At 42.1% G+C, this 13,300-nt stretch carries 11 protein-coding genes; 5 read left to right on the top strand and 6 right to left on the bottom strand.

All coding sequences use genetic code 11. From position 1 onward, the window contains the following. The first annotated feature begins 51 nt into the window (after positions 1-51). Both F9K33_03420 and pabB read left to right on the top strand, forming a co-directional pair. Entirely contained in the window at positions 52-933 is an 882-nt protein-coding gene (locus F9K33_03420) for a hypothetical protein (GenBank protein KAB2880821.1), read from the top strand. A 2-nt stretch (positions 934-935) separates the two neighbouring features. Continuing rightward, positions 936-2,327, top strand: coding sequence for an aminodeoxychorismate synthase component I (gene pabB / locus F9K33_03415; GenBank protein ID KAB2880820.1), 1,392 nt, complete (start codon positions 936-938; stop codon positions 2,325-2,327). A gap of 7 nt (positions 2,328-2,334) precedes the next feature. Here pabB and F9K33_03410 read toward each other — a convergent pair whose 3' ends face one another. The 6 genes from F9K33_03410 to F9K33_03385 form a co-directional block, all read right to left on the bottom strand. Then, positions 2,335-3,876, bottom strand: a complete 1,542-nt coding sequence (locus F9K33_03410) for a hypothetical protein (GenBank protein ID KAB2880819.1) — start codon at positions 3,874-3,876, stop codon at positions 2,335-2,337. A gap of 19 nt (positions 3,877-3,895) precedes the next feature. Further along, complete coding sequence (purD, locus tag F9K33_03405) at positions 3,896-5,158, bottom strand: phosphoribosylamine--glycine ligase (protein KAB2880818.1); 1,263 nt, start codon at positions 5,156-5,158, stop codon at positions 3,896-3,898. Between the two features lie 44 nt (positions 5,159-5,202). Then, the gene (locus F9K33_03400) at positions 5,203-5,910 is read right to left on the bottom strand and encodes a YebC/PmpR family DNA-binding transcriptional regulator (GenBank protein ID KAB2880817.1); all 708 of its coding nucleotides are present in this window, start codon (positions 5,908-5,910) and stop codon (positions 5,203-5,205) included. 89 nt (positions 5,911-5,999) lie between these two features. Further along, positions 6,000-6,650 carry a TonB family protein gene (locus F9K33_03395; protein ID KAB2880816.1) on the bottom strand — a complete coding sequence of 217 codons (651 nt, stop codon included), beginning with the start codon at positions 6,648-6,650 and terminating at the stop codon, positions 6,000-6,002. Between the two features lie 60 nt (positions 6,651-6,710). Next, positions 6,711-7,727, bottom strand: a complete 1,017-nt coding sequence (locus tag F9K33_03390) for a 4-hydroxybenzoyl-CoA reductase (GenBank protein ID KAB2880815.1) — start codon at positions 7,725-7,727, stop codon at positions 6,711-6,713. A gap of 91 nt (positions 7,728-7,818) precedes the next feature. Further along, positions 7,819-8,481, bottom strand: coding sequence for a ribulose-phosphate 3-epimerase (locus tag F9K33_03385; protein ID KAB2880814.1), 663 nt, complete (start codon positions 8,479-8,481; stop codon positions 7,819-7,821). A gap of 160 nt (positions 8,482-8,641) precedes the next feature. Here F9K33_03385 and selB point away from each other — a divergent pair, with 160 nt between their 5' ends. Genes selB through dacB form a run of 3 tightly spaced genes read left to right on the top strand, consistent with a single transcriptional unit; the run spans position 8,642 to position 13,299 of the window. Further along, positions 8,642-10,510, top strand: a complete 1,869-nt coding sequence (gene selB, locus F9K33_03380) for a selenocysteine-specific translation elongation factor (GenBank protein KAB2880813.1) — start codon at positions 8,642-8,644, stop codon at positions 10,508-10,510. 16 nt (positions 10,511-10,526) lie between these two features. Continuing rightward, complete coding sequence (locus F9K33_03375; GenBank protein KAB2880812.1) at positions 10,527-11,792, top strand: hypothetical protein; 1,266 nt, start codon at positions 10,527-10,529, stop codon at positions 11,790-11,792. Continuing rightward, on the top strand, positions 11,728-13,299 hold the full coding sequence (gene dacB / locus F9K33_03370; protein ID KAB2880811.1) for a D-alanyl-D-alanine carboxypeptidase/D-alanyl-D-alanine-endopeptidase: 1,572 nt from the start codon (positions 11,728-11,730) through the stop codon (positions 13,297-13,299). Before F9K33_03375 ends, dacB begins: the two co-directional genes overlap by 65 nt. Position 13,300 lies beyond the last annotated feature (1 nt).

Below are 13,300 nucleotides of genomic sequence, written 5' to 3'. Positions count from 1 at the left end.
TTGTCAGGCGCACGTTGATTAGATTTGCTGACATTTTACCGTATCTACATTATGAACTCATCTTATTATATAGCGTACTACAACGGAAAATATGTTCCGGAATCCGATATAACGCTATCTCCCAATGATAGGGGATTTCTCTATGGCGACGGCATCTTTGAAACTATGCGGACGGTTGGGCGGAGAGTTATTTCATATAAGGCTCATTATGAACGACTGCTTGACGGGTGTCAACGTTCAGAAATTAAGCTTTCAACTTCTTTATCTGATATACGAAATATTATAGATGACCTGCTCATCAAGAATAAATTATCAGACGCCTATGTGCGCGTTACCGTCACGCGCGGAAGCGGCGATCAATTTGGCTTTGGGTATTCAAAAGACATTAAGCCGACTTTACTGACCGTTGTTCGCCCGAGTAAAATAATTCCGGATTCATTTTACGAGAAAGGAGTCAAGATTGATTTTCAATTCAGTTCATTGTTTAATTCGCATGAAAAAACAGGCAAAACAAAATCCCTGAGCGCGCAGTCATATGTATTAGCGAAACAAAAGGCGCTCGACAAACAATGTTATGACATGATGCTTATGGATGCATTTGAAACCGTTTATGAGGGAACCGCAAGCAATATTTTTATTATCAAGAACGGGATGCTCTTAACGCCGCCATTGGAAGCAGGGATATTGGCCGGAACGACCCGCGCGCGCGTCATAGAAATAATTTCACAAAAATTGAATCTACCGGTTGCTCAAACGACTTTCTCCAAAAGCGATGCCCTCCAGGCCAATGAGATTTTTCTGACCAACACCAATATTCAAGTACTGCCGGTAACTCAAGCTGAGAAGACCACCATAAGCGACGGTAAGATGGGCGGGTTGACTGAGAACATTCTGCATACTTTCCGTCAATCATTAATTGAAATTTTAGAGTAATTATGACGAGCTGGTATCTACGTGAATTCCATTGTAAAAATTCTTTATTGGATTTATTCGCGAAGCTGTATTTGCATGAATACAGTTTTTTTCTGTACAGTTCGATTTTTCAAAATGAAAACTCCCGGTTTTCTTACATGTCATGCGATCCCAGCATCGTTTTCACGGCGAAGCATAACAAGATCATCATAAACAAAAAAGAAAAAATAGAGAAATATGAAGGCAATCCATTTCAGCATTTTGTAAGTCTAATGACTGCTCAAAAAATAGACTATAAGTTCAATACTCATATTGCCGGAATGCCCTTCTTTAAGGGAGGCGCAATAGGCTACTGGGGATACGATATGAAAAACCATATCGAACAATTGTCCTCTACCGCTGAGGACAACCCCAATCTGCCGGATTCATGCTGGATGTTTTACGACGGGCACATAGTCATTGATCATTTGAAAAATAAATATTACTTCGTTGGAACGGACGAAGGTATTCAAAGACTTGAAAAAGTCGTTAATAACAACGATAACATTCAACCAAAAAAAGAAGCGGTTGAATACAACATTACTCACACGGTCACCAAAGCCGATTATATGAAACAAATCGGTGTTGTGAAAGAGCACATTGCTGACGGCGATGTGTATGAGTTGAATCTGGCTCAACGTTTTAATGTCATCTTTCGAAAAAAAGAAGAATGGACCGAATTTCGGATTTTTAAAAACCTTATTGACGTCAGCCCTTCGCCATTTTCCGCATTTCTTAAATGCGGGAATGTTTCGGTAATAAGTTCCTCACCGGAACGTTTTCTGCGTATTCATGATCGTGAAGCCGAAAGTAAACCAATCAAAGGCACCCGTCCGAGACACAGCGACTTTTTCAAAGATGAGGCAATGTATTTCGAATTATTACATAGCGAGAAAGATCGGGCAGAAAATGTGATGATCGTTGATCTTGTGAGAAACGATCTTGGCCGTGTGTCGGAAACAGGAAGCGTACAGGTAACCCGCCTTTTCGATATTGAAAAATACTCAACCGTATTTCAGATGGTTTCGACTATTAACAGCAAACTCAAAGAGAACTGTACCAATATAGACGTTGTGAAAGCTTGTTTTCCGCCGGGTTCAATGACCGGCGCGCCGAAAATTCGCGCTATGGAAATCATCGACGAATTGGAATTATTCAACCGCGGCGTTTATTCCGGCGCTTTGGGCTATATCGGATATGATGGAACTATGGATCTCTCCGTAGTGATCAGGACTCTAATCCTGCAAGGCGAAAAGGGATATTTCCAAACCGGCGGAGCCATCGTGTGGGATTCAGAAGCTGATGAAGAATATCAGGAATGTATAGATAAGGCTCAGGGAATTATTAAGGCATTGGAAAGGCTAAATAGAGATTAAGCCGTGTTTATTCTTTTTGTGATTTCTCGTAATCTTGGATGAAATTTTTGATTCCGTCATAAATACCTTCAGCCAATTTCTTTTGTCCGTCTTCCGATTTCAAAAATTTTTCCTCATTTAAATTAGAAATGAAAGCCGTTTCTACCAGCACGGACGGCATCGAAGCGCCCATCAGCACATAAAACGGAGCCTGCGAAACGCCGCGATTTGTAAGACTGAGCTGCTTGTCCAACCCCTTCTGAATGTAATCGGCCAATTCCTCGCTTTCCTTTACAAAAACGCTTTGCATAATATTGCTTAAAATAAATTTTTCATCCGTAAAATCACCATACTTGTGGTTATCTTTTTCTAGTTCTATAACCTCATTTTCCTTTCGGGCCACAGCAAGGGCCTCATCGGTTCGGCTGGGCGACAGAAAAAACGTTTCAAATCCATTTGCTTTCCGTTTAACGTTAGAGTTACAATGTACGCTCACAAAAAGTTTAGCGTTACGGGAATTGGCAAATTTGGTTCTGCCATGAAGCGTGATGTAGGTATCGGTATCTCTCGTGTATTCTACTTTGAGACCAAGCCGTTGTTCTATCAATTTACCCAGCTTTAATACGATCGCAAGCGTCATATCTTTTTCCCGGGTCTTGTTCTTTCCTGACGCGCCGTTATCCCAGCCGCCATGGCCGGCGTCCAAAACTATTTTATCAATTTTCCACTGGTCTTTTTGAATATTCAGTTTCGGAATTTTGAGGGGATCAACGTCGAGATGCGCTGCATTGCTGACGCGGATACTGACAAAAACATCGCCGCTTTTATCGTCAATAAAAATTTCCTGTCCAGGTATATCGTAATTAAGTTGAAATGAGAGTTGCACCGAATTCTTGTGCTGAAAGATTAAAGCGCTCTTAATCAATTTAAATTGCTCCGACAACTTAATATCCCTCGAAACGTCATCTGAAGACAGTCCGTCGGAAATAGTTACATAGAGCCAGTTTTTGTTCCTCCAAACTTCGACATCGTTTTTTTGAAAATTTTTCTCTGTTTTTAATTTAATCAGGAGTCCGTTAGTTTTTTTGTCAAAAGTGATCGCCGTGAGGTTAATCTTTCCCTTTTCCGTATCTTCAAGAACTTCGCTTTTTGAAATTCCCGCGTCCGTTAATGGCATTATGGATTTATGGTCGTCAACCAAAACGGGCGTGGTCAAATACGCATTAAGAATTGGAACAAAAAACTGCACTGGAAGAAAAATTTTATCGTCGATATACTGGCAGTCTGCCGGCATCTGCAGTATATCTTTTTCATCAACCACTATGAACGGGTTGTTGCCGGTGATTTTTATTTGATGACCGGGAATAGAAAGTACAATTTTTTTCTTGGCCTTATTTTCATAAAATCCCGCATCGAGAAGATCAACCATGTCGTTCGCAGAGACGTAATTCTGATCGCCATGATACACGGGAATAATGGAGGATGATTTATTTCCGAAGTCCAACTTAATAGGGACCTGTGCGATCGATTGCGTTACAAAAACAAACAAAAAACAAAACTGTAATTTCACAGCATGCTCCTGAGCGAAATTAATTTTTTAGTGCGCGGTAGCCGATATCTTTTCTGAAATACGCCTTTTCAAAATGAATTTGTTCGGCGGCTGTATATGCTTTCTTGATCGCATCGGGTAAATGTTCAGAACAGGATGTTACGCCCAAAACACGGCCACCGGAGCTGCAGACCTTTCCGTTTATCAAATCTGTACCCGCATGAAATATTAAGGTGTTCTCATCGGTCATTCTGTCCAGACCGGAAATTTCTTTGTTTTTTTCGTATTGATCAGGATACCCGCCTGATGCCATTACTACGCATACGGAAGATTGTTGGCGCACATCCAATCTATATGAGCTTATACTCTGATTTACAACCGATAGAAACATGTCAACTATGTCACTTTTGATCAAAGGTAATACCGCCTGACATTCCGGGTCGCCGAAACGGCAATTAAATTCAACCACTTTAGGCCCGCTGCGGGTAAGCATTATTCCGCAATATAAAACGCCCTGATACTTCCGGCCTTCGTTTGTCATCGCTAAAATTGTAGGTTCGATAATTTCCTTTTTTACACGGTCTAATAAAGTTGATGACATGACGGGAGCCGGAGCATAAGCGCCCATACCGCCTGTGTTTTTTCCCCTGTCGCCGTCGAAGATTCTTTTATGGTCCTGTGCGGCAGGCAAGAGAAGGTAATTTATGCCGTCGGTAACAGCAAAAATTGATGCTTCTTCACCTTCCATCATCTCTTCAACAACGATGGAGTTACCTGCTTCCCCTAATTCATTTTTGATCGTGTCAACTGCCGTTAGCGCTTCCTGCAGCGTCGGACAGACTATCGCGCCTTTTCCTGCGGCGAGGCCGTCGGCTTTGACAACGCACGGCTGATTCATATCAGTAATATAAGCCTTAGCATCTGCAATCACGGTAAATGATTTAAAGGCTGCCGTTGGAATGCCATATTTCATCATTAAATTTTTGGCAAAAACTTTACTGCCTTCGATTTCCGCCGCCGTAGCAGACGGGCCGAAAATATTTAGTTCGTGTTGCTGAAAAAGATCGACAATGCCAAGCGTCAGCGGTTGTTCCGGCCCAACGATCGTGAGATCGATTTTATTTTGGAGGGCAAATTGTAATAGAGCATTAATATCTGTCGGTTTTATCGGAATGCATTCGGCGAGGGAGCGAATGCCGCCATTACCGGCAGCGCAATAAATGTGAGTAACTTTTTCAGATTGAGCGATCTTCCAAACCAATGCGTGTTCGCGGCCGCCGTTCCCGATGACAAGGATTTTCATAGAAATAATTCAATAATTAAAAACTTCATATAATAAGAACCAAACTACTTCATGTTATGATAAACATTCTGCACGTCTTCATCTTCTTCGATAATTGCAATCAACTTTAATATGTCCTCCTCCTGTTCTTCGGATAACTGAGTGGATGTTTTAGGGACATATTGAAGTTCCGCTGTAATGATATTAAATTGTTTTTCTTCTAGCGCTTTCTGCATTTTTGTGAAATCAGCGAAAGAGGTGTAGACGTAGATTTCATTTTCGTCGACTGCAAAATCATCCGCGCCGTAATCGATAAGTTCAAGTTCCAGTTCTTCCAAATCTACCGCAGGAGCTTCCAACTTAAAAACGCCTTTCCGCTCAAAAGAAAAGCCAACGGAGCCGGATGCGCCCAATGAGCCGCCGACTTTTGTAAAATACATACGGATATTTGCAACGGTGCGCGTCGGGTTATCCGTTGCGCACTCCACCAAAATTCCTATCCCGTGCGGCCCGTATCCCTCATACAGAACTTCCTGTAAATCTTTTTCATCTTTGGATGATGCGCGCTTAATGGCTGCATCAATACGATCCTTAGGCATATTCACGCCCTTTGCATTCTGGATCGCTGTGCGCAATCTCGGATTCAGGTTCGGATCCGGCCCGCTCAGTTTTACTGCAATGGCAATTTCTTTTCCGTACCGTGTGAATGCTTTTGCCATTTTATCAAAACGCGCAAACATTTTATATTTTCGTTTCTCGAATATTCGTCCCATGACAGGTTTATTTCCTCAGTTAAATAATAAATAGATTGTACAAGTCCACGGTATTTGAAAATTAACTAGCGATTGGAAGTAAAGTAGCATTATTGAACGGTCTTGTCAAGAAATTCAAACCGGTGATCTGTCCAAGAAACGAGAGGAGACTTGCCATCAGAGGCCGGGTTGTAGCGGCATTTATACACGGTTTCAATAGATAATTTTTCAAGCACGCTGCTTTTGGTTGTATTTAATTTTACTTTGTGATCAATGACTTTCCCTGTTACGTCAATTTTGACCTGAAGTATAATAACCCCGGACACGCCTTGCTTTTGGAGTTCGGCAGGGTATTCAGGGAATTTACTTACCATTAGTTTGGCTGGGAAATACTCTGATTTGCCTTTACCGCCCGGAGGCGCGGGCATTGCCGGTATCTCAAGTAAGCCGTCCTCGGTTCCGTACCGAACATCCGTCTCTTCTGCAAGAATATTTTCAGTAATGTCCGATGCAATAGGTATGACGGGCTTTACAGGTGAACCTTTTACGGATAAAGCTTGGCGGGTTTGCGGGATGTCGTTAACTTCCAGAACGATATCAGTACGCTTTAGATCAGAAATGTCGGCCGTATCCATTTTTGGAAGAAAATTCACAAAAATAATGTGCAGAATTAAAACCGCTAACAGCCCGGATTCCAAATAGAGAACACGGTATTCTTTAACTACTTTATGTGCTGGGATTGTAGGTGTGGTTTCGGTCATAAAATCCGAAGGAATCTTTATCAGGTAGAACGCATCGGAAGGCGAATTGTTTCCGGCCGATCAGGCCAATACCTCTTCAGTATATTCTGATTGCTGCGATAAGTTTTGTAAAATTCTCCGCGTAAACACCTTCACCATTCGTTTTCGGTATGCCGGGCGGAAATTAGTCAAGTCCATTGGTTTAGCCGTGTTGTAAGCAATTTCAGACGCTTCTTCAATTTCTTTTTCAGTGATCTTTTTTCCGATAAGCACGTTCTGTGCTTCAGTTACTTCCCAAGGGCACGGGAATACAGCGCCTAAAATAATTTTAGCGTCAAGGCAGATCTCGTTATCATCTAAAATTAATCCTACCATAACCCCCAGCATTGGATAGTCGATGGCCTGACGACGGCGTAATTTCATATACGCGCCGCGAAATCCGGTAGGTAACTTTGGAATCTGCACTTGGGTTAATATTTCATTCGGCAACATTTTGTTAAATGCCATACCGTCATTTTGGTAAAATTCACGCAACGGAATTTTCCGTTCTCCCTGCGCGCTAACCAGCGTGATCACAGCATCGAGCGCGTATAAAACCGGAACGGTGTCACAGGAAGAAATGGCATAACAACGATGCCCTCCCGGAGCTACTCGGCAAATATCTCCGTCCTTTTTCATACAATTATTCACAGCCTTACGCCAGAAATGAGACTGATTGTAATAGTAACAGCGGGTGTCAAGTAATATATTCCCACCGATCGTTCCTTTATTCTGAAGCAACGGCGTTGCAATTTTTTTTGCCGCTTCAGCCAAAACGGGATAGTTCTCAGTTACCAAAGGGTGGTGTCCAACGTCAGTGAGAGACACCAGGCCGCCGAGAGTCAAGCCGGTTTTCCGGTCGAAATGAATTTTCTTCAGTTCCGGTATATTATTAATACTGATGACTACTTCCGGTTCGAATAATTTATTCTTCATGCTCGGAATGAGATCGGTTCCGCCGGCAAGAATTTTCGCGCGATCCTTGTACTGATCCAGCAGACCGACCGCATCTTTAGTGGATTCAGGCGATAGAAACTCAAATGAAGGAAGCGTCATCATAAATTATAAAACTCCATTGCTTGACCTGCTCAAAAAAAGCTAACGTAAAACGCGAGTAAATTAGATTATTTAGCTTTATGTTTGCTGAAGGCTAAATCGACGTTAGACCGGGCTGGATTGATTTTAACTTGTGAATTCGTTCTTTGGGGTTTGTTGATCCGAAAATATACGATCCCGCTACAAGCACATGCGCTCCGGCCTTAATGACATCCATACTCGTTTGTTCGTTAATTCCGCCATCCACCTCAATCCATATTTTTCGAGACCCGATCATATTGGATATGGCGGCAATTTTTTTGACCGAATCAGCAATAAACGATTGTCCTCCAAAACCCGGGTTTACAGACATCACGAGAATCAAGTCGACGATATCCAATACGCATGATAAAGTATCGTGAGGTGTAGCCGGGTTTAACACCACCCCGGCTTTTGCTCCGGTACTGCGAATAAATTGAAGGGTTCGGTTTAGATGAATACAGGCTTCCTGATGAACCGAAATAATATCTGCCCCGGCATTACGAAAGTCCGTGATATACCGGTCCGGATTTTCGATCATAAGGTGAACGTCCAAAGGCAACCGGGTTACCTTTCGAATATGCTCTACAATAAATGGTCCGATGGTAATATTCGGTACAAAATGTCCGTCCATCACGTCAACGTGAATCCAGTCTGCTCCTGCCTCTTCCGCCATTTTTATGCTAGATTCCAAATGCGCAAAATCAGCGGATAAGACGGATGGTGCTACGATAGCCATAAAAATATTATCGAAATTGGTTTCTGATTAACTTTGCCAAGATAGAAAGATTAGTATATAGAATCAAATACTTTTAGCTCATTGATAGTCAAAAAAAATAGTCATAGTTTAAAAGCGAACAATCCAAATCACATCCGCGAAATGAATAACAAGAATTGACATGAGTCATTTTATCATCGGAACTGCGGGGCATATAGACCATGGTAAAACGGCGTTGGTGAAGGCGTTAACGGATATTGATACCGATCGTCTCAAAGAAGAAAAGGAACGCGGTATCACCATTGATCTGGGGTTTGCCTACTGGAAAGACGGTATAACGATCATTGATGTGCCCGGACACGAACGGTTTATTCGTAATATGGTTGCCGGCGTCAGTGCGATAGATTATGTATTGTTGGTTATCGCAGCCGATGACGGCATCATGCCGCAAACAATAGAACATCTCGAAATTCTTAAACTGCTTCATATTTCCTCCGGCGCAGTTGTCATCACTAAAATCGATCAGGCAGATGAATTACATTTAAGGAATCTCGAAATTGAAATCAAAAATTTGATTTCAGATTCACTTTTGAGAAGCGCTCCTTTTTTTAGAGTTTCATCAGTGCAAAAGACAGGCATTGATGAATTAAAGGGGCATCTGCAGAATGCGGCACAGCAGAAAATACCAAAATTTGATCGCGGTTTTTTCAGAATGAACATCGACAGGAGCTTTTTAGTAAAAGGTTTTGGAACCATACTAACGGGAACCGTCTTGTCTGGAACTGCCCGGAACGGTCAATGGATTGAATTGCTTCCCGCTAGGAAAACGGTACGAATCCGCGGGCTGCAGAAGCATTCCCAACCGGTCGAAGAGGTAATGATCGGCGACCGTGCAGCGATCAATGTCTCAGGAATTGATAACGAGCCGACAAAACGCGGCAATGTGCTGGCTGAACCCGGCCACTTGATTTCAACAAATTCTTTTTTTGGCAAATGGTATTTATTAAAATCCGTAAAAAAGACCATCGAAAAACAAATACGAGTTCGTTTGCATATGGGTACAGCCGAACTATTTTGCAAAGTTCATATCGTCGGCGAATCGATTCAGCCCGGAAAAAGCGGATATATTCGGGTAGTTTCAGAAGATCCGCTGGTTTGCATACGCGGCGATAGGTTTATTGTGAGGGAAATTAATTCTTCAATGACACTCGGGGGCGGTATAGTTTTAGATCATCTTCACCCTGAGATAACTCCGGAGTTGCCATATCTTCGACTCATGGAGAATGAAAGTTTGCCAACAGTTATACGCGAATTTATAATCTATCACAAGATTGTCAGCGTTACAGAAATCATTTCAGTTTTTGGGTTATCAAATTCAATTATCAGAAATGAGTTAAACAAATTAGAAAAGTTAAATCAGATTGTTACTATTGGTGAACAAGCGCTTGATGTTAATTATTTTTCTATTTTACAAAAACAATTAGTGAATGCGGTTGAGAAGTTTCATCAAGAGCGACCCACTGAAAAGGGGCTTAAAATAAGCGAATTGAGAATGAAACTGGCGGCGGCGATGCAAGGTGATGTTTTTGATTTAGTTCTGAAAACAACGGTCCGTAAAGGCGCGTTGACTGAAGAAAAGGAGATAGTCTACCTTTCGTCTTATCGTATTCAGATTAACACAAATGAACGGGAGTTAATCGAGGAGATTGAATCAAAGTTGGCACAAACCCCTTTTTCGCCGCCTTCGGTCGAGGTGATTGAAACTGAAACGAAATTACCGGCTTCGGAACTTCAGCGCATACTGAGGATCATGGTGCAGCTCGAATTAATAGTGAAAACGGACAAAAATCTTTATTTTCATAGGGATGCAGTGCGGCAAGCAAGACAGTTTATTATTGATTTTATTGGTGAAAAAGGTCATATTAAAATCACCGATTTTAAAGATCGGTTTCACACAAGCCGGAAATTTGCTCTATCGCTATTAGAGTATTTTGACGCCATTCAAGTTACGTCCCGTAACGGCGATCACAGGGAGTTGCTACACCCATAATGATGAGTGATCAATCATGAAAAAGCGTGTTTGTATTCTTATTGGCTGTATGATGATCCCCTTGAAGGTTTATTCACAAGAACTTTTCGGAAGCGGTATTAATTCAAGTATATATTTAACGCCGATGGCCATGGCTTCAGGCGATTTTAATAGAGACGGAATTGCCGATATTGTTGTGTGCGGAAAAAATGATCTCGACGGTTCCGGAATCATGTCCGTACTTTTTGGAAAGGGTGACGGCGGTTTCAAAAGCAAGATTGACATGTCAACGGACAAATATGCCGTTAACGTTGTTGTAACGGATATGGATAACGACGGCCTCGAGGATATTGTCACCGCAAATAGAGAATCACAAACTGTTACTATCTTTATGAATCAAAAGTCCGGCGGATTTAAAGCAAAAGATCCGATCAAAATCAAGGGAGAACCCGGCTTTATCGGAGTTGGTGATTTTACAAAAGACGGGAAACCGGATATCGCCGTCATAGTGCCGTCAAGCAAAGAAATGTTAATTTATAAAGGGACATCCTATAAGTTGGTTGCAACAGACGTTTTAGAGGCCGCGCCTGTTTCTTTGATTGTCAAGGATCTTGCCGGAAGCGGACTGTCGCATGCGCTGATTTCATTTGAAGGACTTTCAAATGTGGCGCTGATCGCACCTGCTGAAATCAGTTCGAAAGAGTGGCGTTTTCATAAGGTCAAACTTGATATGCTGACAACGCCGCATTTTGCTCAATTAAACGATATTAACGGGGACGGGTATAACGATGCCGTTATTTTAAAGAGCGGAGGAAAAGAATTGGCCGTGCATCTTGCGGAGGCGGGCGGTTTGATTTTGGACGATATTCACACGCTAAAAATTCCGGACGGGATCGCGGTGTTTACAATGGGAGATTTTAATAATGATAAAAAACCGGATATTGCAGTTCTTGATTCGATCAATACCCAAGTCGTCATTTATTTGAATCAATCAACGGGGGCATTCACAAGTTCATTCGTTGATGCAAAAGCGGCGCTCATTTATGAAAATGATTCTTCCAAACCGAATTCGTTCGATATGGGGATGATGTCGTCCTACAAAAATGCAAGCATGATCATATACAATGAAGAGGCAAAACCTGTAAGAAAATATTTTGAATTTGAATCCGACTTGCCGGATGAACAGCAATTTGCGCTGGAGTGGAACGGGTTAGACGAAAACGACGCCGCAATGCCGGATGGAAAATATGTTTTTTATTATAAACTTGGCGCTGTGGTGGTTGCACGTGTTGTCAAGAAATAAAAATGAAAGGAATAGTGTTATTAAATTTTGTTTGATCGTTTCAGGGCTTCTGGTTTTCCGTATCCTTTCCCTCTTTTCACAGAACCATACGCTGAGCGTACAAAAATTTCAGAAGGAAACGGACCGGCTTATTAATCAAAAGTTTTTAGACAATGCGTTTTGGGGAATTCAGGTTCAATCGCTTAAACACGGAGACATACTCTACTCCCATCATGCGAATAAAAATCTGATTCCGGCGTCCAATATGAAAATTTTTACATCGGTTTTTGCGCTGGACAAATTGGGCCCGGATTTTCAGTACACTACAACCGTATATTTACATGGCCGTTTTGAAGACGACACGACGTTTTCAGGAAACCTGATTCTACGCGGAATGGGCGATCCTACTATTTCAGGAAGATTTTTTGATAATAAAATAACCAAAGTTTTGGAAGATTGGGCAGACAGCCTCGCCGCCAAAAAAATAAAAATAATTCACGGCAGGATTATCGGAGACGACAATTTTTTTGGCGATGAGGCGCTCGGCAAACACTGGGAGTGGGACGAGGAATCTTATTGGTATTCTGCACAGGTAAGCGGTTTGTCGTTTAACGACAACTGTGTGAATTGGTACGTCACGCCCACTCAAATTGGCAAGCCAGCAAAAATCCAACTTGCGCCCGGAACGAGTTATGTTACTATTGATAACCGTATTACAACCGTAGCGGGTTCGTCCGAATCGCAGGAAATCGAATTCACCAGAGAACGCAGCTCGAACCTTATTCATGCGACCGGTAAAATTACCGCTGAATCGGATGTTCAGGTTGGATATGTCACCGTAGAAAACCCCACGCTTTTTACAGCGACAGTTATGAAAGAGGTTTTGCAGAAGAGAGGTATACAGGTTGACAGCGCATCGGTAGATATTGACAACTTGACGTCTTATACGTATCATGATAGCGATACGACCGTAATGCGGATTGCCGTTTATCAATCGCCAAAACTGGACGAAATATTAAAAATTGTAAATAAACGAAGCCAAAACTTATTTGCCGAGCAGTTGCTGCGGACGGTTGCTGCGGTAATCGATTCCGACGGAACCGGACAAAGAGCATTAAAAAGCGAAAGAGAGTTTCTAAAAAAAATTGGGATCAGTCCCGATAAAATGTTTATCATGGATGGCTCCGGGTATTCGCGCACCAATCTGGTTACGCCGGAAAGCATCGTGGCTCTCCTGAAATTTATCAGACAACATAAATATTGGAAAGTATTTTATGAATCGCTGCCAAAGGCCGGGATGGAGCGTTCATTGAATCATCGTATGAAGAATACTCCAGCCGAAGGCAATGTGCGCGCGAAGACGGGTACGTTAGACAATGTATCGACCATCTCGGGTTTTGTAAAAACAGCAGACGGCGAAGAAATAGTTTTTAGCATTATGTGCAATAATTTTAATGTTGATAATTTAGAAGTTCAAAAAGTCCAGGACGCCATACTGGTCAATCTGGCATCTTTTAGCAGGAATTAGA

It is taken from the genome of bacterium (assembly GCA_008933615.1).
GTDB lineage: Bacteria > CLD3 > CLD3 > SB21 > SB21 > SB21.
The sequence above is the reverse complement of the archived record's forward strand: the minus strand, read 5'-3'. Positions and strand labels throughout refer to the sequence as shown.

What these genes read in the sequence shown, in the direction of transcription:
- F9K33_03395 (KAB2880816.1), bottom strand. Translation starts at nt 6,650, where the DNA reads ATGACCGAAACCACACCTACAATCCCAGCACATAAAGTAGTTAAAGAA.
- F9K33_03375 (KAB2880812.1), top strand. Translation starts at nt 10,527, where the DNA reads ATGAAAAAGCGTGTTTGTATTCTTATTGGCTGTATGATGATCCCCTTG.
- purD (KAB2880818.1), bottom strand. Translation starts at nt 5,158, where the DNA reads ATGAAAATCCTTGTCATCGGGAACGGCGGCCGCGAACACGCATTGGTT.
- F9K33_03420 (KAB2880821.1), top strand. Translation starts at nt 52, where the DNA reads ATGAACTCATCTTATTATATAGCGTACTACAACGGAAAATATGTTCCG.
- F9K33_03390 (KAB2880815.1), bottom strand. Translation starts at nt 7,727, where the DNA reads ATGATGACGCTTCCTTCATTTGAGTTTCTATCGCCTGAATCCACTAAA.
- F9K33_03385 (KAB2880814.1), bottom strand. Translation starts at nt 8,481, where the DNA reads ATGGCTATCGTAGCACCATCCGTCTTATCCGCTGATTTTGCGCATTTG.
- selB (KAB2880813.1), top strand. Translation starts at nt 8,642, where the DNA reads ATGAGTCATTTTATCATCGGAACTGCGGGGCATATAGACCATGGTAAA.
- pabB (KAB2880820.1), top strand. Translation starts at nt 936, where the DNA reads ATGACGAGCTGGTATCTACGTGAATTCCATTGTAAAAATTCTTTATTG.
- dacB (KAB2880811.1), top strand. Translation starts at nt 11,728, where the DNA reads ATGGAAAATATGTTTTTTATTATAAACTTGGCGCTGTGGTGGTTGCAC.
- F9K33_03400 (KAB2880817.1), bottom strand. Translation starts at nt 5,910, where the DNA reads ATGGGACGAATATTCGAGAAACGAAAATATAAAATGTTTGCGCGTTTT.